A 24,529-nucleotide genomic window follows, 5' to 3' on the forward strand; every position below is an offset into this window, starting at 1 on the left:
TGCGTGAAGGGGGTGATGGGGGTTTTGCAAATAGCTCGCCAAATTTGTAACAGCGTTATACGAAAGAATTAATACACGCTGAAACAATGGCTTATCAACATCAATGTGCCATGACCTGAAAAAAACGACTGGGGAATGGCACCCGCTAGCGGGGAAACTTCGCCCCCATTTTCAGGGAATCAGCTTGAACGACAACCGGACACGCGTGCCCTTGCCTTCACGGCTGTCCAGCGCCACCGTCCCGCCAAAACGCTCCATGATTCGCTTGACCAGCAGCAGCCCGACTCCGAGCCCGCCCTGCTTGGTGCTGAAGAACGGCCGGAACGCCATGGCACGCTGCTCCGCGTTCATGCCTTTGCCGGTATCGCTCATCACCAGGCACACGCGGCGGGCATCGATCGGCTTCAGGCTGATGGTCAGCGTTCCGCCTTCGTCCATGGCCTCCAGGGCATTGGCCAGCAAACTGTTGAGGATCTGCGTCAGTTGCACCTTTTGGCTCAACACCATGGGCGTGTCCTGAGGCTCGAACACGACGTTGATCCCGGCCCTGGCGATCTGCTGCTCAAACGCCGCGAGGCTGTCAAGCAACACCGCGACCAGGTTCACCGGCTCGGCTTCGTCGCTCAGCGGTCGCAAGGATTGCAGCAACTCGCGCACCCACTTCGACATGCGATCGACCTGACCGATGATGTCGTTGATGTTCTTGTGCGCAGGCCCGCCGTCGAACTCCAGGGCCAGTTCGGCGCTTGAGCGAATGGTCGCCAGCGGGTTGCGCAAACTGTGGGCGACCGCCGATGACATCTCGCCCAGGGCGACAAAGGTTTCGTTGGTGATCAATTGCTTTTGCTGCTGCGCCAGCAGAATCGCTGCCCGCCGCACAATCCAGTACAGGCCCAGGTAAATCAGCCCACCGCCCAGGGCCGTGGCCAGCCAGATCAGCACCAGGCCGCGCGCCATGCGCTGGATCAGGTCCTGGGGCTCCTTGTAGATCTCGACCATCGCGGTGACTTTGTCGCCATCGGCATCGAACAGTGGAATGTAGTTCTCGATGAAGATGTATTGCGGTGGCGTCACGAACTTCTGTTCCATGCGGCTCTTGTCCACATCGTGGTAACTGGCCGATACCGGCGTCATTGAGGCGAAGGCCCGGTCCAGGTCTTCATCGGCATGAATGGTGGTGCCCATCAAGGCAGGGTTGGTTGACCAGATCACCATGCGGTCGGGGGCGTAAACGTTGGCCAGGATCACGTCCGGCAAGTGTGAGATGTGGTCGAGGAATTCGCCACGGGCGTTGGCCCGGGCCATCGGGTCGACATCGGGAAAGTCGCGGTCTTTGCGCGGGTCGAGCAATTCACCCATGGTCCGCACGTTGGGGATCGACACATGGCGCACCTCGGCCGAGGCAATCGCGGTCAGGAACTGCGAGGTCAATAACGCATCGCGCTGCACGCTTTCGGTAATCACGAATCTGGTCGATACCGAGCCGAGCGCCACCGCCACCGTACCGATCACCGCCATGCTGATGAGCGAAAACCAGCGCAGCAGATTGAACGGCCGCTTGCGCCTGCTCAAGCGGATGTCGCCCTTATCGGACTCCAGCGTTTTTGCCTGCATGGTCATCGACGATTTTCCGAAAAACCCCTAGAGGGTTTATAGCCCACTGCTGGCAGTTTGCCCGAAGTCGGGTCTCATCCCCCCCACCCTTTCCCCACTGTCGCACCCTCCCCATCTGCCCCCAATGTTGGGGAAAGAGGCCCGTTCCCTTTATCGGGCCAGGTTCTGCGCCTGCGTCACAAACGCCTGTATCGCGGGGCTCTCAGGGGTATTTCCAACGATTGGTATGGAAGTTGCCGAAGCCCTGCCAACTGACCCATCCCCAAGGGGCAGGTACTCTGATAGAGGGAATACTCATGCACCCTTTACTGTCCAAAACCGCGACTGCCCTGGTCGTCACCGCTCTGGCCCAAGGCGTTGCCCAGGCAGCGCTGTTTGCCGTCGACCCCGGCCCCTATTTACCCGCCATTGGCTCCTTCGCGTCCTGGTATCAGGACACCCATGGCCGCACGCTCGACTTGTGCCTGTCCAAGGCCGTCAGTTCGCGGGTCCCCAGCGCGCCGGGGGCCCCCACCTACATGTGCAATCTGCTGCCGGCTCCCGGGATTTTCGACGACACAAAACCGGTGGTTTTCCCGAGCAACTTCCCCGATGAAGCGTTCTGGTTCACCGGAGACGGCTCAATCGTCGATGCCGCACGCGGTATCGACCTGACGTATGTCAGTGCCGTCGAAGCGGCCTTCAGCGGTGGCGACCCGGTCGAGGGCGACCAGATCAGCTTCGCCCGCATCCGCATTCGCGTCGACGTGCCCACCGCTGGCACCTACGTCATCACCCACCCCTACGGCGTCGAAGTCTTCAATGTCGACACCCCCGGGCGCCGGGCGATCAACATGACCCGGGACATCGGGATTGGCGCACCGAAGACCTACGACGGCGCGCTTAAAGGTGACGTCGGGCCGTTCCTGCGCAGCGTCAATGGCCCCTACACCGAAACCAACCCGGTCACCGGTTCCGCCGAGCAATTCGTCGGCGACCCGAACCTGGTGGAAGCCTTCACCGGCAGCCCGTTCAATACCAACTACATCCGCATAGAAGGTCCCAACGGGCTGGATCTGCGCACGACGGTGATGGCCATTTCCGGCAAGTTGTCGACGGTGACCCGGCCGACCCCGATGATCACCCAGCGCAGCACCTACTCGCGTACGGCCGGCAGCAGTGCGCCAGTGGCCCATCAGGACGTTTTCGTCCTGGCCCCGCCACCGCCCGCCAAAGTGACCCTGGACAGCAACAACCCGGTGCTCAACCTGACCGAGGCTGACAGCACCGGCAGTTGGTACGCCCAGTCCTCCACCGACCCGACGTTGCCGAGCACCCTGCAGGTGACCGCCGACAACCACCTGGCCATCCCCAGCAGCACACCGACCACGTTGCCGATACCTCTGACCGACCTGGTGGTGATTTCACGCGCCGAGTACAGCCTGAGCACCGGGCAAATCACCGTGGTGGCCTCCACCAGCGATGAAACATCGCCGCCGGTGCTGACCGCCACCTCCGGCACCGGGGCCGCCATCGGCGCGCTCAGCGGCGATGGCGCCGTGAAAAGCCTGTCCACCGGCCTCTCACCGATTCCGCCGGCCAAGGTTCGCGTGACGTCCTCCAATGGCGGCAGCGACACCGAAGAAGTGGTCATCGTGCAATGAACGCTCACATGCCCAGATCCCCATCAGGAGGCATCATGAACAATTGGCCACGCCTGGCGCTCAACGCCCTGGGACTGACTCTTTCGCTGTCCGGCAGTGCCTTCGCGCAACTCGCTGCCGTCGACCCTGGCCCCTATACCTTTGCCACGGGGAAATTCCCGATCTGGTATCAGGACAACAACCTGCTGTCGATGGAACTGTGCCAGTCCCGGGCCGTGAGCTCGCGGGTGGCGGCTGCCACACCACCGGCCTACATGTGCACCCTGCTGCCGACTCCGGGCATTTTCGACGACACCCTGCCGATGGTATTCCCGGATAACTGGCCAGACGAATCGTTCTGGTTCCTCGCCCAGGCCACCATCCCCAACAATGCCGCCGGCTATGGAATGGACGCCTACGTCGCCGGAATCGAAGCGGCATTTGCCAGCGGAACCCCGGTCGATGGCGATCAAATCAGTTTCGCGCGGATTCGCATGCGCATTAGCGTGCCCGTCGCCGGGACCTACACCATTACCCACCCCTACGGCGTGGAAACCGTCAACGTCACGACACCAGGACGTCGCGCAATCAACATCACCAGAGATGTCGGCATCGGTGCACCGGGCAATTTCAGCGGTGCGCTTAACGGTGCGATCGGGCCATTCCTGCGCAGCGTCAACGGGCCTTACACCGAAGTGAACCCGGACACCGGCACCATCGAAACCTACGTCGGCGACCCGAACCTCACCGAACAGGTCACCGGCAGCCCCAACAACACCAACTTCGTGCGCATCCAGGGCCCCGCCGGGACCATCGAGACCAACCTCTTCACCGTGTCCGGCAAAGTCCTCGATAACCGGGCGCAGACCGCGGTCGAACTCAACCGCGCCACCTACCGCCGCACCACGTCGGGCACCGGCACCAGCACCCGGGTCGAAGTCTTCGGCAAAGCCGACAACAGCTCCACGCTGTGTTTCCGCGAAACCGTCGCCCTGGTCCCGGGCCCACCGCCAAGTCCCTGCCTGACCAACCTGACCGGCGACGGCACCGGATTGTTCTTCGGCCAGCGCCTGTTCAACGGCCCCGTGCCTGCAGTGGTGGTGCTCACCGCCACCAACCCGACCGGCTCCACCCGCCCGACCGCCGTGTCGAGCAAGCTCAGTGACCTGGTGAAAATCCAGACGGCTCGCTACAACTGGAGCAATCACAGCCTGCTGATCGAGGCGACGTCCAGCGACGAAGTGGCGGTTCCCGACATGGTCGCTCAAGGCCATGGCCGACTGTCGAAGTCCGGCACCCTGCAACGTCTGACGGTGGCGGACCTGCCGCAACCACCCGCCACGGTCACCGTCAAATCCGCCGCCGGCGGCAGCGACACCGAGCCTGTGGTGGTGGTCGGTACAGCCCCGGACAGTGGCGAGAACCAGGCGCCGATCGCCGTGGCCGACAGCGGCAGCACCAGCTTCGGGGTGCCGATCACCCTCAACCTGCTGGCCAACGACAACGACCCGGATGGCAACGTGCCGCTGAGCATCACCGCGCTCACTCAACCGGCCGCCGGCCAGGGCACGGTGGCGTTGAGCGGATCGACCGCGGTCATCTACACCCCGCCAGCCGTGGTCAATGCACCACTGACCACGACCTTCACCTACAAGGCTCAAGACATCAAAGGCCTGGCCTCGGCCAATCCTGCGACGGTGACCATTACCGTGGCGCCCAACCAACCTCCGGTAGCCGTCGCCGACAGCGTCGCGACCCTGGGTGTGGCGATTCCAATCAACGTGCTGGCCAACGACACCGATCCGGAAGGCAACGTCCCACTCGCCGTCGCCAGCTTCACTCAACCACCGACAGGTCGCGGCACCGTCAGCAGTAACGGCACGGTCCTGACCTACACCCCACCGGCCACGGTCACCACAGCCTTCACCACCACCTTCAGCTACTTCGCCCAGGACAGCTTCGGTGCTGTGTCGACGACGCCGGCCACGGTCACGGTGCAAGTCTCGCCACGGCCTGCTGCGGAAACCTTCACGGTGACCACGGCCACGGTGACCGCCCGTTCCAATAACCGCTTCACCTGGGACTTCGCGGGTACCTCATCGGTGACCACCGGCAACACCATCACCATCCAGGTCAGCACCCCGACCGGGCTGCAAACCCTGGGCACTACCACGGTGCCGGTGACCGGTCGCTGGAGGCTGACAGTGAACAACACCACCACGGTGATTCCGTCGGCGAACCCGACAGCCACCATCACCTCGTCCCAAGGCACCGTGCGCACCGTGTCGGTGATCTCCAACTGAGCCCTTGCCCCATCGACTCCCGGGTCGATGGGGCTGGCCGCTTCCCACAGGACAACGCCATGAACCTGTCGACCGCCGCCCTGCTCTGCCTGCTTCTGCTTTGCAGCAGCGCAGGCGCGAGCGCCGACGATTTGATGGAGAACGACGACCTGGCCCCTGCCGCCGATCTCGGCGAGCTGCCACCACCGATCGGCCAGCACGCACTGATCGACCAGAACGGCCAGGCCAACATCGCGCTGTTGCAGCAGAACGGTCAGTCGCTGCTCGGCCAGATCGTGCAGTCGGGCAGCAATCAGGAAGCTTTCATCCTGCAACAAGGCAGCGACCTGATGGCATTGATCACCCAGCAAGGTTCGGGCAACGCCGCTTCGATCATCCAGAGCGGCAGCCACAACCGCGCGCAAATCGCCCAGAACGGCAACAACAACGACGCCAGCATCGAACAGGCCGGCTCAGGACAGCAAAGCGCCGTCACCCAGGCCGGCAACGGCATGAGCGTATCGGTCAAACAATATCGCTAAAGCACTGCACCACTTGGAGGTTTCACCATGTTCAAACTGACGCCCCTCACCGCCGCCATCCTGGTCATTGTCAGTGCCCAGGCCCTTGCCAACGACAGCGTGTCCACGCAGAACCAGTCCGGTACCGCCAACATCGCCGATGTGAAGCAAACCTCGGCGCCATTCAGCACCGCCACCCAGCAGCAAACGGGCCAAGGCAATGATGCGGCCGCCGTGCAAGACACGGCCACCAGCACCATCAGCCAGACCCAGGTCGGCGACTACAACGCCGGCTACGCCGAGCAATTGTTCGAGGACAACAGCACCATCACCCAGAACCAGAGCGGCAGCTTCAACACCAGCCATGCCAGCCAGTCGATCGGTGTCGGCGGCGGCGAAGCCCTGCAGCAACAGGAAGGCACCGGCAACTTCTCGTTCATCTACCAGGACAGTCAGGAAGGCGCCACCGCCAAGACCTACCAGTACGGCGACGGCAACGAGGCCAACATCGAACAGATTCAACTGGGCACGGGCAACAATGCGGTGATCATCCAGTACGGCACCACCAACTACGCGACAGCCGAACAGATCGGCCAGATGGGCGGCCAGATCGACATCAACCAGGCCGGCAACACCAACTACGCCTATGGCGACCAGCGCAACGGCACCGGCGGCAACCTGAGCATCAACCAGTCCGGCGACGGCAACGGCACCGAAGTCTGGCAAGACACCCAGCTCGGCGCCAAGGCCACCGTCACCCAATACGGGCAGACCAACGAAACCGTGGTCGACCAGAGCTTCGGCGAAAACAACGTCGCCAATGTGATGCAAGTCGGCGACCTCAACGCGATCTACGCCGACCAGTTCGACTCCGTCGGCTCGACCCTGGCGCTCTATCAAACCGGCACGAGCAACGTGCATTTCACCTACCAGAGCGGCGACAGCCATGTGCTCAACGCCACCTCCTCGGGTACCGGCAACAAGGTCTACGCCAGCAACTGGAAAGGCCCGCAGAAAGGTGGCCAGTTCGGCAGCAACCAACGGGCGACCGTCAACCAGAATGGCACCAACAACGTCGCCAATTTCACCCAGAACGGCGCCGGCCACATCATGACCACCCACCAGACCGGCACCGGCAACAAAACCACCGTGACCCAGGCCGATTCCTACAACGAGCTGTACTTCGACCAGAACGGCAGCGACAACATCCTCATCGCCGACCAGCGCGGCACCAACAACCTGGCCCAGGGCAGCAGCAACGGCAGCGGCAACAGCACCGAGTTCAACCAGGAAGGCAGCGGCAACCAGGCGTTCACCAACCAGCTGTATGGCGACGACAACGTGATCACCATCAAGCAGGCTGACACCATGAACGTGGCTTATGTGACCCAGGGCGGCACCGGCAACATTGCCAGTGTTGATCAGAGCGGCATGGCGCAGACGGCCAGCGTGCAGCAGTTTGGTTCGGCGAACTCGGCGACTGTTTTGCAGAAGTAGTTGTGGGGTGTGAAAAAACGCGGCCCTTTGTGGGGTCGCGTTTTTTATGGATCGCAAAACATCTGTGGATCAGTGTTCAACAGGGCGGAGCGAGGTTATCCAGTGCGCGGTTCACCGACAGCTCGGCCAGCATGATCACCTGCTGGATACCCAACAACATGCTGCGCTGCGGCCCGTCCACGAAGGTCGCGAAGTCAGTGGCCATGATGCTCGCGGACGCCAGTGATTCACAGGCGTGGGCCAGCAGGCTCTCGGTGTCGATGTCGGGGGCGATGAGGAACATCTTGCTCGGGGTGTGGGGAATGCTGGATTGCAGGAGGGTGGGTTTGAGGTGAAGGCTGGGAGTCGTGCTGTCGGCTTTTGATTCGGGGGGATTGGGGGTGGGTTTGGGCATGGTGGAGCTCCGTCTACTGGTTAAAGCTGCTCCATTCGGTTCCAAGCGAAGGGGTGGCAGCTGCACGCAGGTTGGAACCCGGGGTAAACGGAACCCGGCAGACCAAGAGGTCTCCCGCGCACAGCCGCCATAACGGAATGCACACATTAAAGGCGCGCAAGCATACGTTATGAAGGGCACATTTGCGCCGTTTACACATCGGGGTTCCAAGCCCGGTCGCTGAATTGGCAGCGACGGCCGGCAGATTAAAAAAGCCACTTCCTACCGGCAACCCTAAAATCCTGTGGGAAAACACCTGCTGAATGCCGAGCATGTCGGCGCTTTTTGTAGGAACAGCCGACGGTTGCTTCTCCATCCGGGCCAGGCAGGCCGGCAGGATATTGGCCGGCGCAGATCCAATGTGGGAGCGAGCCCGCTCGCGAAGACGGTGGCACATCCAGCATCAAAGTGCCTGACCCGATGCCATCGCGAGCAAGCTCCCACAGGGGATTGGCGGTGTATGCAGAGGCCGGGGCCGCCACAAAGGCTGTGGGCTGGCTTCAGTTTCTCCGGGTAGTCCATTCGGACGAAGCCGGCTGGCGTCCCTCGCCATAACGTACCTGCACAACAACAAATATCCGTGTCGAGGCTCGCCATGCGAAAAGCCACTTGTGCCCTGTTCATCATTGTTTGCGCCGGCAGTAGCGCCAGCCTGTGCCAGTTGTTCAAGGATAAAGCCTATCGACCGTCCACCGCGTATTTCAGTTGCTCCAGCAGCGCCATCAATTGCTACCCGCCACTGGTACGCAATCTGCTGCCCTGATCGAGGCTTGCAGTGGCCGCAAAAAAAACCACCGGATCTTCGGTGGTTTTTTTGTTCGTCCCAGCCTCAGGTCGGCAACACTCCCCGAGCCCGTGACAGGGTCAGCGCCAGGTCTTCGATCATGTCTTCCTGGCCACCCACCGTGCCACGACGACCCAACTCCACCAACAATTCACGGGCGGCGATGCCGTACTTCTGTTCGGCACGCTTGGCGAACAGCAGGAACGAGCTGTAGACCCCGGCATAGCCCAGGGTCAGCGCGTCGCGGTCGAGGCGGATCGGCTGGTCCATCATCGGTACCACCAGGTCTTCGGCCACGTCCATGATCCGGTAGAGATCGACGCCACTGTTCACGCCCATCCGCTCCAGCACCGCCACGAACACTTCCAGCGGCGTGTTGCCCGCCCCCGCACCCAGGCCTGCCACCGAACCGTCGATCCGCGCGGCACCGGCCTCGATAGCGGCCAGGGAGTTGGCGATGGCCATGCCCATGTTGTGGTGACCGTGGAAACCCACCTCGGTCCCGGCATTCAGTCCAGCACGCAAGGCGCCGATTTTATTCGTCACTTCATCGGGCAGCATGTAGCCCGCCGAGTCCGTGCAATAAATGCAGTTGGCGCCATAGCTTTCCATCAGCCGCGCCTGCGCCAGCAGTTTTTCCGCACTGACCATGTGCGCCATCATCAGGAAGCCGACGGTATCCAGGCCCATCTTCGCCGACATGCCGATGTGCTGGCCGGATACGTCGGCCTCGGTGCAGTGGGTGGCCACGCGAATGGTCGAGACCCCGTGTTCATGCGCCATTTTCAGATGATCGAGGGTGCCTATCCCCGGCAGCAACAGCGCCGAAACCTTGGCCTGCTTCATCTTCGGGATCACTGCCGCGAAGTATTCCTCGTCGCTGTGGGCCGGGAAGCCGTAGTTCAGCGATGCACCGCCCAGGCCATCACCGTGGGTGATTTCGATCAGCGGCACCCCCGCGGCATCGAGGCCGGAGGCCACCGAAACCATCTGCTCGAGGCTGATCTGGTGCTGTTTTGCGTGCATGCCGTCGCGCAGACTCATGTCATGCAGACGGACGCTCTTGCCTTGTAAATTCATCGGGATTCTCCACTCAACGGACCGGCAGTTGCAGGGTGCCCTTGTGGGCTTCTTCGGCGAACATCTCGGCTGTGCGCAAACCGGCGGCGGTCATGATGTCGAGGTTGCCGGCGGACTTGGGCAGGAAATCGCCAAGGCCTTCGACCTCGATGAAAATCGACACCTTGCGCCCGTCGAACACCGGCCCGTTGATCAGCTTGTAGCCGGGCACATAGCGCTGCACTTCGTGAACCATCTCCAGCACCGACGTGCGGATCGCATCCTGGTTCGGCTCGTCATCGGTCAGGCAATGGATGGTGTCGCGCATCATCAGCGGCGGCTCGGCCGGGTTGATCACGATGATCGCCTTGCCGCGTCGCGCGCCGCCGATTTGCTCCACCGCGCCGGCCGTGGTGCGGGTGAATTCGTCGATGTTCTGCCGGGTGCCCGGCCCTACCGAACCGGAGGACACGGTGGCGACAATTTCGCCGTAGCTCACCGACTGCACCCGTGACACGGCCGCCACCATCGGAATGGTCGCCTGACCGCCGCAGGTGACCATATTGACGTTCATCGCCAGGCTCGACGCATGTTCCTTGAGGTTGACCGGCGGCACGCAGAACGGGCCGATGGCCGCCGGCGTAAGGTCGATCATGATCACCCCCAGTTCGTTGAGCTTGCGGCTGTTTTGCGCATGCACATAAGCCGAGGTGGCATCGAAGGCGATGCGAATATCGTCATCGAGGACGTGAGGCAGCAACCCGTCGACGCCCTCCGCGGTGGTTTTCACGCCCATCTCGCGGGCGCGCTTGAGGCCTTCCGATTGCGGGTCGACGCCGACCATCCATACCGGCTCGATCCATTCCGATCGGCACATCTTCATCAGCAGATCAGTGCCGATATTGCCCGGGCCGATAATGGCCGCTCTGAGTTTCTTGCTCATCCGGTTAAAACCCCACAAGTCAGGCGCAGAAAGACACCCGGGCACTGCCCAGGCCATCGATGGTCAATTCGAAACGGTCGCCGGCGCGGGCCGGTTCCAGTGGTACCAGCGAGCCGGAAAGGATGATTTCCCCGGCCTTGAACGGAATACCGAAGGCACCCAGGGTGTTGGCCAGCCAGGCCACCGCCGTCAGCGGATTGCCCTGCACCGCCGAACCCAGGCCTTCGCTGAGGGGCTCACCGTTCTTGAACACACGCATGCGCAGGTTGGGCAGATCCAGGCCACGGGGATCGACCTGGCTGTCGCCCAGCACAAATACGCCACAAGAAGCGTTGTCGGCGACGGTGTCCTGAATGCGGATGCGCCAGTCGTGAATCCGCGAATCGACAATTTCGAAGCACGGCATCACGTACTCGGTGGCGTCCAGTACGTCGGCTTCGGTGATGCCGGGGCCGACCAGGTCGTGCTTGAGCTTGAAGGCAATCTCGCCCTCGGCACGGGGCTGGATCAGCTTGTTGGCCGACAGGGAAATCTGCGCGTCGTCGGCGAACGACATCTGTCGGGTGATGAACCCGAAATCCGGCTGATGCACGTTGAGCATCTGCTGCACCGCCGCCGAGGTCACGCCGATTTTCTTGCCGACGATCCGGTCCCCGGCCGCGACGCGGCGTTCGATGGCGTACAGGGAAATATGGTAGGCGTCCTCGATGCTGATCGCCGGCCAGCGCTCGGTCAGCGGTGCCAGGGTCGAGCCGCTGAGCAGCGCCTGGTAAAGTTCCTCGCCGAATTCACGGCGCAATTGCACGCTCATCCGCGGGCCTCCTGAAGAAATGCCAGGCACTGGCGGTTGAACAACTCGCGGTACTCGACCTGAACCCAATGTCCGCATTCGCTGAGCATCACAAAACGGATGCCGGAACAATGCTCGAGCATGGTCAGGGCCCCGGAGGACGGGCAGAACTTGTCGTTCATGCCCCAGAAGCCGAGGATTGGGCACTGCAATTGACCCAGGCGCGCGGTCATGTTCGGCACCTGCATGGTCGACAGCACGCAGACGGGCTGCTGCTGCACCACCGCCACCCGCTCGTTGACCGTCTCGTCGCTGATCAGGCTTTCGTCGAACAGCTGCAGCGCCAGCAAACGGCGCATGCCCGCCGCGTCATTCAGTTCACCCTTGGCAAAGGCTGCGCCCATTTTCTGGATGCCTTCCATCTGCAGGTAATACTGTTCTTTTTCCATCAGGCCACCGGGCGCCATCAGCACCAGTCGACTGACCCGTTGTGGCTGGTCCAGAGCCAGTTTGATGGCGATGGCACCGCCCAGGGAATTGCCGACCAGCACGCATCGCGGGATGTCGAGGGCATCGAGCAGACCGCTCAGTGCGCCGACAAAGAAGTCCAGGGTGTAGAGGGTCTCGGGCTTGTCCGAGGCGCCATAGCCTGGCAGGTCCGGGACGATGACGCGGTAGCCGGCTTCGGCAAACACCGGGTAGTTCTGCTTGAAGTTGCTGTGACCGCTGGCGCCCGGCCCGCTGCCATGAATGAAAATCACCGGTTCGCCGCTGCCGGCGTCCTGCCCGCCGATATCCAAGTAGTGCAGCTGCAAACCTTCCGGCAGCGTAACGAAGTGCCCTTGCGCTGAAGCGCCCATAAGGTGTCCTCCCGGCCTGTTGTTGTCGCCGGATTATTCCTGCGGGCCGGCCCATCAACATCGTCCGACAGGACTACGCGCCGTAGGAGCGAGCCTGCTCGCCCCTGCACAGTCTCTAGTCTCATCGGACGTTGGATTGCACGGTCGGCAGACCTAGCATCGGTGGTATTCCCGAGCGACAAAAAGAGAACTCCCATGCTTGATCCGATGGACTTTCGCGGCAAAGTGGTACTGGTCACCGGCGGTGGCAAAGGGGTCGGACGCGGCATCAGCCAGCGCTTTCTGGACGGTGGCGCCGACGTGGTGATCTGCGGCCGCGAAGCCCCGACGACCTTGCCGGCCAGCGCCGGGCGCGAGGCCTGGTTCGTACCTTGCGACCTGCGCGACGTCGAGCAGTCGGGGCGCTTGATCGAGCAGATCGTCGAGCGCTTCGGGCGCCTCGACGTACTGATCAACAATGCCGGCGGCTCGCCAAATGCTGACGCCGCCACGGCATCACCCCGGTTCAGCGAGGCGATCATCCGCCTGAACCTGTTGGCGCCATTGAACCTCTGTCAGCAAGCCAACCAGGTGATGCAGGCCCAGCTCGATGGCGGTGCAATCATCAACATCTGCAGCGTCAGCGCGACCCGCCCTTCCCCCGGCACCGCCGCTTACGGCGCAGCCAAGGCCGGCTTGCTGAACCTGAGCACCTCGCTGGCGGTGGAGTGGGCGCCCAAGGTGCGGGTCAATGCGGTGACCGCCGGGTTGATTCTCACCGAGCAGGCCGCCATGCACTATGGTGACGACGCCGGCCTTGCGCGGGTGGCCGCGACCATCCCCCTGCAACGCCTGGCAAGTCCCGAAGACATCGGTGATACCTGCCTGTACCTGGCCTCGGCGCTGGCTCGTTATGTCAGCGGCGCGGACATCGCGGTGCATGGCGCGGGTGAACGTCCGGCCTTTCTCGATGCCGCCCGATCCCACTGACAAGAGGAGCCCCGACATGTCCGCGATTGCTCGCCACAGCGTTGTACTTGACCTCCCGCCACAAGCCGCGTGGGCCAGGCTGCGTGACTTGAGTCTTGCCCCGCACTACGTGCCGGGACTCACCGGTTGCCGGTTTCATCCCGGCCCACAGGAAGGCATCGGCGCCAGTCGCCGGGTGCTGCGCAAGGGTGGCCAGTACCTGGATGAAAGCGTGGTGAAATGGCAGGAAGGCATCGGTTTCGTGTTGCTGTTGCACAAAGGCAGCAACGGCTCGCCCTTCCCGTTTCGCGAGGCCAGCTTCAGCTATTCCCTGCAAAACGAAGACGACGTGACCCGCATCACCTTGCAGATGAGCTACAGCCTGCGCGGCGGCAGGCTGGCGGAGTGGTTGCTGGCCAAGGCCTTCAACAAGGTTGTGTTGCAGATTGCCGAGAACCTCAAGGCTTACTACGAAACCAATCGGACACAGAATCCCGACTTGCCGTAGGAGCGAGCCTGCTCGCGATGGTCGTGAACGATAACGCGGCGAACCTGATGCCCCACAGCAGTCTCCAGTTCATCGCGAGCAGGCTCGCTCCTACAAGGGAATGGCGGTGAGTGCAAATGCCAGGTCCCACAGGGGATTGGCGGTGCTCACAAATGCCAGGTCCACCACAAAACCTGTGGGAGCGAGCCTGCTCGCGATGGTCGTGAACGATAACGCGGGGAACCTGATGCCCCGCGCTGGTCTCCAGTTCATCGTCGGAACGCCGCCCGGAGCAAGCTCGCTCCTACAGTGGATTGACGGTGCATGCAGGTGCTTCAGGGGCGTGCCACTTCCGAATGAGCGGTAAAACGGGTGGCGACGATCTTCCATTGACCGGCGATACGCTGATAACGGTCCTGATAAAAACCGCCCAACTGCCGTGTCGCCCCGCTCTGGCCATCCAGGTTGAAATACCACAGGGCCCAGCAACCCAGGGCTTGATCCTCGTTTAGCCACTCGATTTCAGGGTTGGCGCCATGGTGCAGATCGATCACCCGCTCATGACAGGCCAGTTCGCGGTACAGCGCGACAAAGCTGTCGCGCTCGCGGAAGATTCCCAGCGGACCGTAGTCGATCAGCACCTCCCCCTCGGCGAAACAGTCGGCAATGACCTCGACTTGCTTGAGATCGCAGGCATTGAGATAGCGATGCTTGAGCTGACGAATGTCCTCCAGTGCTTCCAGGCGCGCAACCCTCTGCTCCAGGGTCATACCGCACCTCGCGCGGTCACGTTGACCTCACTCCAGAACGCTTTCATCGAACGAATCTTGCCGTCGGCACCGAATTCCATCACGTCGATCACATGCAGCGAGCACGGCTGTCCGCCCCACTCCATGTCGACCCGAAACGGCATGGCCCCGCAACCGTTGAGCGTCGCCCGCACCGGGCCGGTCAGCGTGGCCGAGACTTTCATCGTCCCCAAGCCATCACGGTAGAAGCGTTCGATGGCATCCAGGCCAGCCAGCGGCACCTGACCGACCGGGTCTTCAACCACCGCATCAGAGGCATACAGCGCGAGAATACCGTCGATGTCGCCGGCATCCACCAATTCCACATAGCGCGCCATGGTCGCTTGAATCTGCTGAGCGTCGATCATTCAGAGCACCTCGAACAATGCAGCGGCACCCATGCCTCCACCGATACACATGCTCACCACCACGTAGCGCAAACCGCGTCGCTGCCCTTCGACCAACGCATGACCGACCATGCGCGCACCGGACATGCCGAACGGATGGCCGACGGCAATCGCCCCGCCGTTGACGTTCAGACGCTCGGCGGGAATGCCCAGGGTGTCGCGGCAGTACAGGACCTGACAGGCGAACGCCTCGTTCAGCTCCCACAGGCCGATGTGATCCATGGTCAGGCCATGGCGCTTGAGCAGTTTGGGAATGGCGTAGACCGGGCCGATGCCCATCTCGTCGGAGTTGCAGCCAGCGACCGCCATGCCGCGATAAATGCCCAGGGGTTCCAGTCCACGTTTCTCGGCCAGTCTGGCGCTCATCAACACCGAGGCCGAAGCACCGTCGGACAACTGCGAGGCGTTGCCGGCGGTGATGAAGCGGCCCTTGTCACTCCACTGGCCGCCCGGCCACACCGGCTCCAGCCCGGCGAGACTGTCGCGGGTGGTGTCGACGCGGTTGCACTCGTCGCGCAGCAAGGTCACGGTTTCATAGCGGGTTTCGCCCGTGGCCTTGTCGAAAATCGCCTTGCGGCTACTTAGCGGCGCCAGTTCACGGTCGAACAGACCGGCGCTTTGAGCTAGGGCGGTGCGTACCTGGCTCTGGTAGCTGTACTCATCCTGTTCTTCGCGGGAGATACCGTAGCGCGCAGCGACAATCTCGGCGGTTTCGATCATCGGGATGTAGGCATGTGGATCAAGCTCGATTACCGCATTCGATTGATTGCGATAGAGGTTCTTGTGCTTGTTCTGCACCAGGGAAATCGACTCCAGGCCACCGGCTACGGCGATATCGATTTCGTCGCACATGATGCCTTTGGCGGCCATGGCGATACTCATCAGGCCCGATGAACACTGGCGCTCGACGGCCATCCCGGCAACGGAAGCCGGCAGACCGCCGGCAATCGCGCACAGGCGCCCCAGGTTGTAGGACTGGGTGCCCTGCTGCGCGGCGGCACCGATGATCACATCGTCCACCTCGCCCGGTTCGATCCCGGCACGGCGCACGGCTTCGCGCACGACATGACCACCCAGTTGCGGCGCCTCGGTGTCGTTGAAGGCACCGCGAAAGGCCTTGCCGATCGGGGTACGGGCGGTCGAAACGATGACGGCTTCTTTCATGTTCAATTCCTCGAAATCCTGCTGCCTGGATCAGGCGGGGTAATAGCGGCTGATGGTGTCGACCACGCAGCCGGGGCGATCCTCGCCGTCGATGTCGACGCTGACGCGGATGGTCGCCTGAACGCCGCCCTTGACCTCCTCGACGGCGATCAATTGCGCGCTGCCACGCACCCGCGAACCGACGCGCACCACGGCGGGAAAACGCACCCGCTCGCAGCCGTAGTTGACGCCCATGGCGATGCCGCGCACTTCGACGATCTGCGGCAAAAACAGATTGACCAGCCCCAGGCTCAGGTAGCCATGGGCGATGCAGGCGCCAAACGGGCCGCTGGCGGCCCTGACCGGATCGACGTGAATCCATTGGTGATCACCGGTGGCCTCGGCGAACCGGTCGATGCGTGCCTGCTCCAGCAGCAGCCAGTCGCTGACGCCCAGGGACTGGCCCACGGCGTCGAACAGGGCCATCGGCGTGGCGAAAATTCGTGGCATGTTCAAGCCCTCTGACTGGACACCGACAACACTTCGCCGGTCATGTAGGAGCTGTAGTCGCTGGCCAGGAACATCATCACGTTGGCCACTTCCCAGACCTCGGCGGCTCGCCCGAACGCTTCGTTGGCGGCGAGTTGGTCGAGCACCGCCTGGGGTGCGGATTTACGCAGGAAATCATGCAAGGCAATGCTCGGGCTCACCGCGTTGATGCGGATGCCGTAGTCGGCGGCCTCGACCGCTGCGCAACGGGTCAGGGCCATCACCCCGGCCTTGGCGGCGGCATAGTGCGACTGCTCCTTCTGCGCGCGCCAGCCCAGCACCGAGGCGTTGTTGACGATCACGCCGGCGCGGCGCTCCATCATCTTCGGCAGCATCGCGCGGGTCATGCGCATGGTGCCGGTGAGGGTCACATCGAGCACCCGGTTCCACTCTTCGTCACCCATGTCCACCAACAACCGCGAACCGCCGAGCCCGGCGTTGTTGATCAGCACATCGACGCCTTGCAAGTCTCGCTCGGCGCTGGCGATCAACTGTTGCACCTGGGCCTCGTCGGCGACGTTGCAGACCTGGCCGAAGACCTGTTGCAGCCCGGTGGTCTCGCGGATTTTCAACACCGCCTCGGCCAGGCGGCCTTCATGGATATCGCTGATCATCAGCGCGCGACAACCTTCCTCGGCGGCGCGCACAGCGGCGGAAAAACCGATCCCGGCGCCTGCCGCCGCAGTGATCAGGACCGACTTGTCACGCAGCAGGCCGCGACCTGCAACATAGTGAGGTACAGACATGGATTCTCTCCTTTCAGGCGCGCGGACGCGGTTCTTTGGGCATTCCCAAAGCGCGCTCGGCGATGATGTTGCGCTGGATTTCGTTGCTGCCGCCGTAGAGGGTGTCGGCGCGGCTGAACAGGTACAGCGACTGCAAACGGCTCAGTTGATAAGGCGCGGCTTCGAGCAGTTCCGCTTCGGCGCCGAGGACGTCCATCGCCAACTTGCCGAGGCTGGCGTGCCAGCTCGACCAGAACAGCTTGTAGATGGTCGCCTCTTTGCGCAGCGAACCGTCCTGGCTACCGGAGAGCATGCGCAGCGAGTTGTAGCGCATGATCCGCAACCCGCTCCAGGCTTCGGCCAGGCGCTGGCGCAGGATCGGGTCGCGCGCGGCGCCATTGGACTTGGCGATGGCGATAATCTCGTTGAGTTCGTTCTGAAACTGCATCTGCTGGCCGAGGGTCGAGACGCCGCGCTCGAAGCCCAGCAGCGCCATGGCGATTTTCCAGCCCTCGCCCGGCGCGCCGATGATATAGCTGGCGTCGGTGCGGGCATCGTCGAAGAACACCTCGTTGAACTCCGAGGTGCCGGTCAGTTGCTCGATCGGCCGCACGGTAACTCCCGCCTGGGCCATCGGCACCAGCAGGAACGACAAACCGCGATGGCCAACGCTACCCGGCTCGGTGCGGGCAATCACGAAGCACCAGTCCGACTCGTGGGCCAGGGAGGTCCAGACTTTTTGTCCGTTGATCCGCCAGGTGCCGCTGGCTTCATCCAGCACTGCACGGGTCTTGACGTTGGCCAGGTCGGACCCGGCGCCAGGCTCGGAATAGCCCTGGCACCAGAACTCGCGGCCGCTGACGATACCTGGCAGAAAACGCCGCTGCTGCTCGACCGTGCCGAACGCGGCGATGGTCGGGCCAGCCAGGCCTTCGCCGATATGGCCCATGCGTCCGGGGCCGCCGGCGCGGGCATATTCTTCATGGAAGATCACTTGTTGGGTGATCGACAGGCCACGCCCGCCATGCTCCGGCGCCCAACCGACACAGGTCCAGCCCCCCTCGGCAAGCTTGCGTTCCCAGGCTTTGCGCTCTTCGGGAAACATGTGCTCGTCGCCGGGGCCGCCTCGAAAACGCAGGGCTTCGAATTCACCACAGAGGTTGGCGCTCAACCAGTCGGATACTGCCTGGCGGAAGCGTTCGTCCTGCTCGCTGAAACTGATTTTCATGGCTGCTCTCCAAGAATCGCGACGGCGATCCGCTCGCGATGCCAGGCCGGTAACCCGAGAAAGCTTTCGCTGGCACGGGCGCGCTTGAAGTAGAGGTGCGGGTCGTATTCCCAGGTGAAACCGACACCGCCATGCAACTGGATCGATTCGGATGCACAGTGGAAATAGGTTTCGGAGCACTGCGCCTTGGCCAGCGCGGCGGCCAGCGGCAGTTCGGCGGCGACCTGCGGATCACCCTGCGGGTCGAGGACTTCCTGGGCCACGCACGCGGCGTAGTAGCTGGCCGAACGCGCGCACTCGACTTGCAGCATCATGTCGGCGGCGCGGTGTTTGAGGGCCTGGAAACTGGCAAGGGGACGCCCGAATTGCTGGCGCTCCTGCATGTAGGCGACGCTGAGGTCGAGTACCTGTTGTGCGCCGCCGGTCTGCTCGGCGGCCAGGCCGATGCAGGCCAATTGCAGGGCTCGCTCCAGGTGCGGCCAACCCGCGCCGAACTCACCGAGCAGGCAGTCGGCTTCGAGGTACAGGCCGTCCAGTTGAATACGCGCCTGACGCCGGGTCTGGTCCATGGTCGGGAGCATCTGCCGCTCGATCCCCGCGCGCCCCGCTTCCACCGCAAACAGGCTGATACCCGTCTCGCCGGTAGAACCGGGAAGCCGTGCGGCGATGATCAGCAGGTCTGCACCGTGGCCGTCGAGCACATGCTTGAGGGTGCCGTCGAGCACAAAACCCTCACCCTCGGGCACAACGGTTGCCTGCACATCGTCAGCCGCCCAGCCATTGGCGCTGCTGAAGGCCAGGGTCGCGGTCAGGCTGCCGTCGGCGATCGACGGGAGCCAGCGCTGTTTCTGCTCATCATTGGCCGCCAGCAACAGCGCCGGCGTGGCCATGCAGGCGGTGGCGAAAAACGGCGAGCAGAGCAAACGGCGACCCATTTGCTCCAGCAGAATCGCCAGTTCGACAAACCCCAGACCCAATCCGCCATAGGCTTCGGGAATGTGAATCGCCGGCCAGTACATTTCCTGGCAAACCCGCTGCCAGAGCGCCTCGTCAAACCCCCGTTCACTGACCATCGCCGCCCGTACGGCGGCTGAATCCGAGACATCGGCGAGGAAGCCCTCGGCCGATGCGCGGATCATTTCCTGTTCGTCGCTGAATGCAAACTCCATCGCGGCGCCTTCTGCTCATTTGGCGGGGCGCGCGTGGCGCAACACCCCTTTGAGCATGAAGTTTGGCGCCGCCCGGACGCGGCAGAATCGTTAGCCTTGCCTAGTCCGAACGGGTGATGCGGGGCGCTGTCCTGTTGCGGGCACCGACCAAAAGCAGGGCGAGCAGCATCAAGCCCAGGCATTCGACCCCGGGCGACAACGATCTGCGCCTGACTTACTCCTTGAGGTTTTTGCTTTTTGCAATCAATTGCAGGTTACGCAGATACACAATAAAGCCAAAAGCCTGACCGGCGATGAACACCGGGTCTTGACGGTAAATGGCATACATCAGCAGCAGGGCGCTGCCGACGATGCTCAGGTACCAGAAACTGGTCGGGATCACGCTGCGTTTTTTGTATTCGCTGTACAGCCACTGCAGAACGAAACGACCGGTAAACGCGAGCTGGCCGGCAAAGCCGATCACCAACCACAGGGATTCGCGGGAAAGGTTCATTCCTGAACCTCCCGGGCCTGAGTATTCAGACGGGTACGCTTGATCAGCCACCACACGCCGAAGAGGTCGAGGATGCCGACCAGGGCGCGGTCGATATTGCCGTACTTGGACACGCCGGCAGTGCGGTGCCGGTGGTTGACCGGATGGACGACCATCTTGCCATTGTGCCGCTGGATCAACGCGGGAATGTAGCGATGCATATGATCGAAGTACGGCAGGCGCAAAAACGCTGCGCGTTGAATCAGTTTCAAGCCACAGCCAGTGTCTGGTGTGGAGTCCTTGAGCAGACGGCTGCGCAGGCCATTGGCAAAACGCGAAGCCCAGCGCTTGCTCGCGGTGTCGCGGCGGTTGACCCGGTGGCCCGCCACCAGTTGCAAATCACCATTGGCTGGCTGGTGACGCACCAGCGCCAACATGCCCGGGATGTCCGCCGGGTCGTTCTGCCCATCGCCATCGAGCGTGGCCAGCCACTGCCCGCGAGCAGCCTGCGCCGCGTGGTACAGCGAGGTGCTTTGCCCCAGGGAGCGATCATGATGCAGCATGCGTAACTGGCTCAGGCCATTGTTTTTGGCCTGCTGCAGTTCGTGCAGGGTGGCATCGGTACTGCCATCGTCGACGACGATGATTTCAAAAGACTCATCCGCCAGCGCCACGCGGATTTCCTCAAGCAAGGGCTTGAGGTTGTTCGCTTCGTTCTTCGCGGGGATCAGTACCGATACAAAAATGTCATTGCTCATAGAGGCGCTCTTTTGCCTTGCTCTTTTGTTTTCAAGGGAGAATGGTTCATAACTGATAAAACTGGCGATACCACTTCACAAACTCCCCGACGCCGGTGCCAACCGGCACCTGCGGACTGAAATCGACCCATTCTTCCAGTGCCGACACATCGGCCCAGGTCTTGACTACATCGCCGTCCTGCAACGGTAGATAGTTGCGTTGGGCTTGCATGCCCAGTGCCGCTTCCAGACAGTCGACGAATTCCAGCAGTGCCACTGGCTTGCCGCGACCGATATTGAACAACCGGTTGACACCTTCGCGCTCCCCGGTCGATTCCGGTGGTCGTGTACGCAGCCGGGCGATGCTTTCGACGATATCGTCGACGTACGTGAAGTCCCGCGCCATCTCGCCCTGATTATAGATATCGATCGGCAGGCCTTTGAGCATCGCCTCGGTAAACTTGAACAGCGCCATGTCAGGCCGCCCCCACGGTCCGTAAACCGTAAAGAAGCGCAGCCCGCTGGCTTTCATGCCGTACAGGTGGCAATAACTCTCGGCCAGCAGTTCATTGGCCCGCTTGGTCGCGGCATACAATGAAATGGGATGATCGACCGCGTCCTCGATGCTGAACGGCATTTTACTGTTGCTGCCGTACACCGAACTGCTGGAAGCGTAGATCAAATGCGCAGGGCGATGGTGCCGGCAGGCTTCCAGCACATTGAGGAAGCCGACCAGGTTCGATTGCCCGTAGATGTCAGGATTGTCCAGCGAATAGCGCACGCCTGCCTGAGCGGCCAGATGCACCACTTCGGTAAAGGGGTTATCGCGAAACAACGCCATCAGGGCCGGTTTATCGACAATGTCCAGTCTCTCGAAACGAAAGCCCGGCAAGGACTGCAGTTCTTTGAGTCGAGCACGCTTGAGCGTGACGTCGTAATAGTCATTGAGGTTGTCGATGCCAACCACTTCATGGCCGTCCAGGCATAGACGCCGAGCGGTGTGAAACCCAATGAATCCGGCAGCGCCGGTTATCAGAATAGTCATATGATCTGTGCACTATTGAGCACATTTTGTTTGGCTGATACCAACATCAACTTCATGCCTTGCTCCATCTTCCATTACTTGAGGCCGGTGACGTTGTCGATGCAAGCAACGCGCAAATTCCCCCGTTTAAGGGGCATGCGGTCCGTGGCCCCGCACAGGGTGACTGCCGTTTTGTAAAAATTTCGTTAAAAATTCGTTAAACCCGCAATAACACCCCTCAGATGATGCACGAATTCTGTTGCCATTGCCGCATACCAATTTAAAGTGCATCCACTCAAGTGAAAACCTGAACCGGGTAAGGGAGGACGCAAACCATGATCACCGAGCAAGAGACGACCTTTGAAGAGCCGCGACTCAACAGCACGGAAATCCGCATTCTGGGCTCTTTGATCGAAAAACAGGCCACCAGCCCGGAAACCTACCCGCTGACCCTTAATGCCTTGGTAATCGCCTGCAACCAGAAAACCAGCCGTGAACCGGTGATGAACCTGACCCAGGGCCAGGTTGGCCAGAGCTTGCGTGCCCTTGAGGGACGCGGCTTCGCCAAACTGGTGATGGGCAGTCGCGCGGATCGCTGGGAGCACAAGGTCGACAAGGCGCTGGAACTGGTGCCGGCGCAGGTCATTCTGGCCGGATTATTGTTCCTGCGTGGCCCACAAACCATCAATGAACTGCTGACCCGCAGCGGCCGCATGCATGATTTCGAAGACGCCGAGCAAGTGGTGCATCAACTGGAGCGCTTGATTGCCCGAGGGCTGGCGCTGCTGATTCCGCGCCAGGCCGGCCAGCGAGAAGACCGCTACATGCATGCCCTGGGTGATCCGGCGGATATCGACGCGATCCTTGCGGCGCGGCAGAATCCGGTCGAACGTGGCGGCGGTAGCGGTGTTTCGGTCGAGCGGATCGAAGAGCTGGAGGCTCGGATTGCGGCACTGGAAGAGCGTTTGGCGCGCCTTGAGTAAAATCCGTCACCCGCTTGAATGACGTCCCTGTGGCGAGGGAGCTTGCGCCTTCGCCACACATACACCTTCGCCGACTCGATCCGGGAATCGTTCACTCCCCGTCCCAGTAATCCACCCCGTCCGCCTGTCGGGCAACGGCCACAAAACCCGAGACATTACCCCGGGCATCGACCTTGAAGTCATCCATCACCGCATATTTGCCGGAATCGGGGTATTCGCAGATTTCCGGCGACTGCTGGGTACTGACCGCCAGGTAGCGCAACTCGGCGTTGCTGGTGTTGATGATTTGGTGCGCCGCCTCGGGACCGCCCGGCGGACAGGCGATCACGTCGCCCGCACGGATGGGAAAGCGTTCGGCACCCAGGCGAACCTGCCCTTCCCCGGCCACGACGTAAAACATCTCCTCGTTGACCCGATGGCTGTGAAACGGGCTGCCACGCATCCCCGGTTCCAGCACGTACAAGCGATAACCGAGTTTTTGCGCGCCCAGTTGCTGGCCGACCCGAGCCAGACGCTGCTGATAGCGGCTGGCCGTCTCACCGCCAGGCGCCAGGTTTTCCGGCAGCGGTTCGAGTTCGACCTGATTCAGATTGAGAATGCGCGGATGCATGCAAACCTCCTTCTAGCTACGGGCAAAGGCCACCGCTTTCTGGAACTGCTCGGCGGTCGGCCGCACACCGGTATACAGCACGAACTGCTCCAGCGCCTGGATCGCGATCACTTCGAGCCCGGTAATGACGTGCTTGCCTTCGGCTCGAGCACGCACGATCAGCGGTGTTTCCGAGGGAATCGCCACCACATCGAAGAGGATATCCGCAGAGGAAATCGCGTCGACCTCGAACGCCAGTTGGTCGGCCTCCGGGCCGCCGCTCATGCCGATCGGGGTGACGTTGATCAGCATTTGCGGGCGCCGGGCACCCAGTTCCGCTTGCCATGGATAGCCCAGGGATTCGGCAAGGGCACGACCGGCACGTTCGTTGCGCGCCAGGATCAGGCCATTTTTGTAACCGCCATCGCGAAAGGCACTGGCCACGGCCTTGGCCATCCCGCCGCTGCCGCGCAGGGCAAATGTGGTGTCCTTGGGCACTGCGTGGGTTTCCAGCAGTTGGGCGATGGCAATGTAGTCGGTGTTATACGCCTTGAGATGACCATCCGTGTTGACGATGGTGTTGATCGATTGAATGGCGGCGGCAGACGCATCCAGCTCATCGACCAGGGCAATACAGGCTTCCTTGAACGGCATCGACACGCCGCACCCCCGAATCCCCAGGGCGCGAATGCCGCCAACGGCACCCGACAGGTCCTGGCTGCTGAACGCCTTGTAGTAGAAATTCAGCCCCAGTTGTTCATAGAGATGGTTATGAAATCGCAAACCGAAGTTGCCGGGGCGTCCAGAGAGGGACATGCACAGCTGGGTGTTTCTGTCCGGATTCATCTGCATGTGTTGCTCCTTCCCTTTGCACT

Annotated in this window: 26 protein-coding genes; 8 read left to right on the top strand and 18 right to left on the bottom strand. The window is 62.1% G+C overall.

All coding sequences use genetic code 11. The features are described 5' to 3' along the window. Positions 1-171: 171 nt before the first annotated feature. Positions 172-1,620, bottom strand: a complete 1,449-nt coding sequence (locus ACGJAX_RS26595) for an ATP-binding protein (RefSeq protein WP_390956750.1) — start codon at positions 1,618-1,620, stop codon at positions 172-174. A gap of 290 nt (positions 1,621-1,910) precedes the next feature. On the opposite strand from ACGJAX_RS26595, the gene ACGJAX_RS26600 reads away from it, so the two are divergent. Genes ACGJAX_RS26600 through ACGJAX_RS26615 form a run of 4 tightly spaced genes read left to right on the top strand, consistent with a single transcriptional unit; the run spans position 1,911 to position 7,536 of the window. Continuing rightward, entirely contained in the window at positions 1,911-3,257 is a 1,347-nt protein-coding gene (locus tag ACGJAX_RS26600) for a hypothetical protein (RefSeq protein WP_390956751.1), read from the top strand. 35 nt (positions 3,258-3,292) lie between these two features. Continuing rightward, the gene (locus tag ACGJAX_RS26605) at positions 3,293-5,539 is read left to right on the top strand and encodes an Ig-like domain-containing protein (protein ID WP_390956752.1); all 2,247 of its coding nucleotides are present in this window, start codon (positions 3,293-3,295) and stop codon (positions 5,537-5,539) included. A 59-nt stretch (positions 5,540-5,598) separates the two neighbouring features. Then, positions 5,599-6,060 carry a curlin gene (locus tag ACGJAX_RS26610; RefSeq protein ID WP_390956753.1) on the top strand — a complete coding sequence of 154 codons (462 nt, stop codon included), beginning with the start codon at positions 5,599-5,601 and terminating at the stop codon, positions 6,058-6,060. Between the two features lie 27 nt (positions 6,061-6,087). Beyond that, complete coding sequence (locus tag ACGJAX_RS26615; protein WP_390956754.1) at positions 6,088-7,536, top strand: curlin; 1,449 nt, start codon at positions 6,088-6,090, stop codon at positions 7,534-7,536. A gap of 76 nt (positions 7,537-7,612) precedes the next feature. On the opposite strand, the gene ACGJAX_RS26620 is transcribed toward ACGJAX_RS26615, so the two are convergent. Further along, on the bottom strand, positions 7,613-7,930 hold the full coding sequence (locus ACGJAX_RS26620; protein WP_390956755.1) for a DUF6124 family protein: 318 nt from the start codon (positions 7,928-7,930) through the stop codon (positions 7,613-7,615). Positions 7,931-8,564: 634 nt separating this feature from the next. On the opposite strand from ACGJAX_RS26620, the gene ACGJAX_RS26625 reads away from it, so the two are divergent. Then, a complete protein-coding gene (locus ACGJAX_RS26625; RefSeq protein ID WP_390956756.1) occupies positions 8,565-8,732 on the top strand; it encodes a hypothetical protein in 168 nt (55 codons plus the stop codon). A 66-nt stretch (positions 8,733-8,798) separates the two neighbouring features. Here the strand turns inward: ACGJAX_RS26625 and dmpG are convergent, their stop codons facing one another. Genes dmpG through ACGJAX_RS26645 form a run of 4 tightly spaced genes read right to left on the bottom strand, consistent with a single transcriptional unit; the run spans position 8,799 to position 12,405 of the window. Continuing rightward, positions 8,799-9,833, bottom strand: coding sequence for a 4-hydroxy-2-oxovalerate aldolase (gene dmpG, locus ACGJAX_RS26630; RefSeq protein WP_390956757.1), 1,035 nt, complete (start codon positions 9,831-9,833; stop codon positions 8,799-8,801). A 13-nt stretch (positions 9,834-9,846) separates the two neighbouring features. Next, a complete protein-coding gene (locus ACGJAX_RS26635; protein WP_390956758.1) occupies positions 9,847-10,755 on the bottom strand; it encodes an acetaldehyde dehydrogenase (acetylating) in 909 nt (302 codons plus the stop codon). 19 nt (positions 10,756-10,774) lie between these two features. After that, complete coding sequence (locus ACGJAX_RS26640) at positions 10,775-11,566, bottom strand: fumarylacetoacetate hydrolase family protein (RefSeq protein ID WP_390956759.1); 792 nt, start codon at positions 11,564-11,566, stop codon at positions 10,775-10,777. Further along, positions 11,563-12,405: an alpha/beta fold hydrolase gene (locus ACGJAX_RS26645; RefSeq protein ID WP_390956760.1), complete on the bottom strand. Its 843-nt coding sequence runs from the start codon at positions 12,403-12,405 to the stop codon at positions 11,563-11,565. The genes ACGJAX_RS26640 and ACGJAX_RS26645 overlap by 4 nt, the downstream gene beginning before the upstream one ends. Positions 12,406-12,600: 195 nt before the next feature. Here ACGJAX_RS26645 and ACGJAX_RS26650 point away from each other — a divergent pair, with 195 nt between their 5' ends. Together ACGJAX_RS26650 and ACGJAX_RS26655 are read left to right on the top strand one after the other, a co-directional pair. After that, positions 12,601-13,374 carry an SDR family oxidoreductase gene (locus tag ACGJAX_RS26650; RefSeq protein WP_390956761.1) on the top strand — a complete coding sequence of 258 codons (774 nt, stop codon included), beginning with the start codon at positions 12,601-12,603 and terminating at the stop codon, positions 13,372-13,374. A 16-nt stretch (positions 13,375-13,390) separates the two neighbouring features. Continuing rightward, positions 13,391-13,861 carry an SRPBCC family protein gene (locus ACGJAX_RS26655; RefSeq protein WP_390956762.1) on the top strand — a complete coding sequence of 157 codons (471 nt, stop codon included), beginning with the start codon at positions 13,391-13,393 and terminating at the stop codon, positions 13,859-13,861. 314 nt (positions 13,862-14,175) lie between these two features. Here ACGJAX_RS26655 and ACGJAX_RS26660 read toward each other — a convergent pair whose 3' ends face one another. The 10 genes from ACGJAX_RS26660 to ACGJAX_RS26705 form a co-directional block, all read right to left on the bottom strand. Further along, the gene (locus ACGJAX_RS26660) at positions 14,176-14,610 is read right to left on the bottom strand and encodes a nuclear transport factor 2 family protein (RefSeq protein ID WP_390956763.1); all 435 of its coding nucleotides are present in this window, start codon (positions 14,608-14,610) and stop codon (positions 14,176-14,178) included. Further along, complete coding sequence (locus tag ACGJAX_RS26665) at positions 14,607-14,996, bottom strand: nuclear transport factor 2 family protein (RefSeq protein ID WP_390956764.1); 390 nt, start codon at positions 14,994-14,996, stop codon at positions 14,607-14,609. Before ACGJAX_RS26665 ends, ACGJAX_RS26660 begins: the two co-directional genes overlap by 4 nt. Beyond that, positions 14,997-16,199, bottom strand: coding sequence for an acetyl-CoA C-acyltransferase (locus ACGJAX_RS26670; protein ID WP_390956765.1), 1,203 nt, complete (start codon positions 16,197-16,199; stop codon positions 14,997-14,999). A gap of 30 nt (positions 16,200-16,229) precedes the next feature. Then, positions 16,230-16,688 carry a MaoC family dehydratase gene (locus tag ACGJAX_RS26675; RefSeq protein WP_247256279.1) on the bottom strand — a complete coding sequence of 153 codons (459 nt, stop codon included), beginning with the start codon at positions 16,686-16,688 and terminating at the stop codon, positions 16,230-16,232. Between the two features lie 2 nt (positions 16,689-16,690). Next, complete coding sequence (locus ACGJAX_RS26680; RefSeq protein ID WP_247256280.1) at positions 16,691-17,473, bottom strand: SDR family oxidoreductase; 783 nt, start codon at positions 17,471-17,473, stop codon at positions 16,691-16,693. Between the two features lie 13 nt (positions 17,474-17,486). Further along, on the bottom strand, positions 17,487-18,680 hold the full coding sequence (locus tag ACGJAX_RS26685; protein WP_390956766.1) for an acyl-CoA dehydrogenase family protein: 1,194 nt from the start codon (positions 18,678-18,680) through the stop codon (positions 17,487-17,489). Then, positions 18,677-19,849 carry an acyl-CoA dehydrogenase family protein gene (locus ACGJAX_RS26690; protein WP_390956767.1) on the bottom strand — a complete coding sequence of 391 codons (1,173 nt, stop codon included), beginning with the start codon at positions 19,847-19,849 and terminating at the stop codon, positions 18,677-18,679. Before ACGJAX_RS26690 ends, ACGJAX_RS26685 begins: the two co-directional genes overlap by 4 nt. A gap of 214 nt (positions 19,850-20,063) precedes the next feature. Beyond that, positions 20,064-20,342, bottom strand: coding sequence for a lipid-A-disaccharide synthase N-terminal domain-containing protein (locus ACGJAX_RS26695; protein WP_090323764.1), 279 nt, complete (start codon positions 20,340-20,342; stop codon positions 20,064-20,066). After that, positions 20,339-21,079: a glycosyltransferase gene (locus tag ACGJAX_RS26700; RefSeq protein ID WP_390956768.1), complete on the bottom strand. Its 741-nt coding sequence runs from the start codon at positions 21,077-21,079 to the stop codon at positions 20,339-20,341. Before ACGJAX_RS26700 ends, ACGJAX_RS26695 begins: the two co-directional genes overlap by 4 nt. Before the next feature lie 46 nt (positions 21,080-21,125). Next, positions 21,126-22,103 (bottom strand): NAD-dependent epimerase/dehydratase family protein, encoded by a 978-nt coding sequence (locus tag ACGJAX_RS26705; protein WP_390956769.1) that lies wholly within the window; start codon positions 22,101-22,103, stop codon positions 21,126-21,128. A gap of 314 nt (positions 22,104-22,417) precedes the next feature. Between ACGJAX_RS26705 and ACGJAX_RS26710 the strand changes: the two genes are divergently transcribed. Continuing rightward, complete coding sequence (locus ACGJAX_RS26710; RefSeq protein WP_248915494.1) at positions 22,418-23,065, top strand: YceH family protein; 648 nt, start codon at positions 22,418-22,420, stop codon at positions 23,063-23,065. Between the two features lie 91 nt (positions 23,066-23,156). On the opposite strand, the gene ACGJAX_RS26715 is transcribed toward ACGJAX_RS26710, so the two are convergent. After that, on the bottom strand, positions 23,157-23,675 hold the full coding sequence (locus ACGJAX_RS26715) for a cupin domain-containing protein (protein WP_247256286.1): 519 nt from the start codon (positions 23,673-23,675) through the stop codon (positions 23,157-23,159). 12 nt (positions 23,676-23,687) lie between these two features. After that, on the bottom strand, positions 23,688-24,506 hold the full coding sequence (locus ACGJAX_RS26720) for a shikimate 5-dehydrogenase (protein WP_390956770.1): 819 nt from the start codon (positions 24,504-24,506) through the stop codon (positions 23,688-23,690). Positions 24,507-24,529: the final 23 nt, after the last annotated feature.

This window comes from Pseudomonas moorei (assembly GCF_042846945.1).
GTDB classification, from domain to species: Bacteria; Pseudomonadota; Gammaproteobacteria; order Pseudomonadales; family Pseudomonadaceae; genus Aquipseudomonas; species Aquipseudomonas moorei.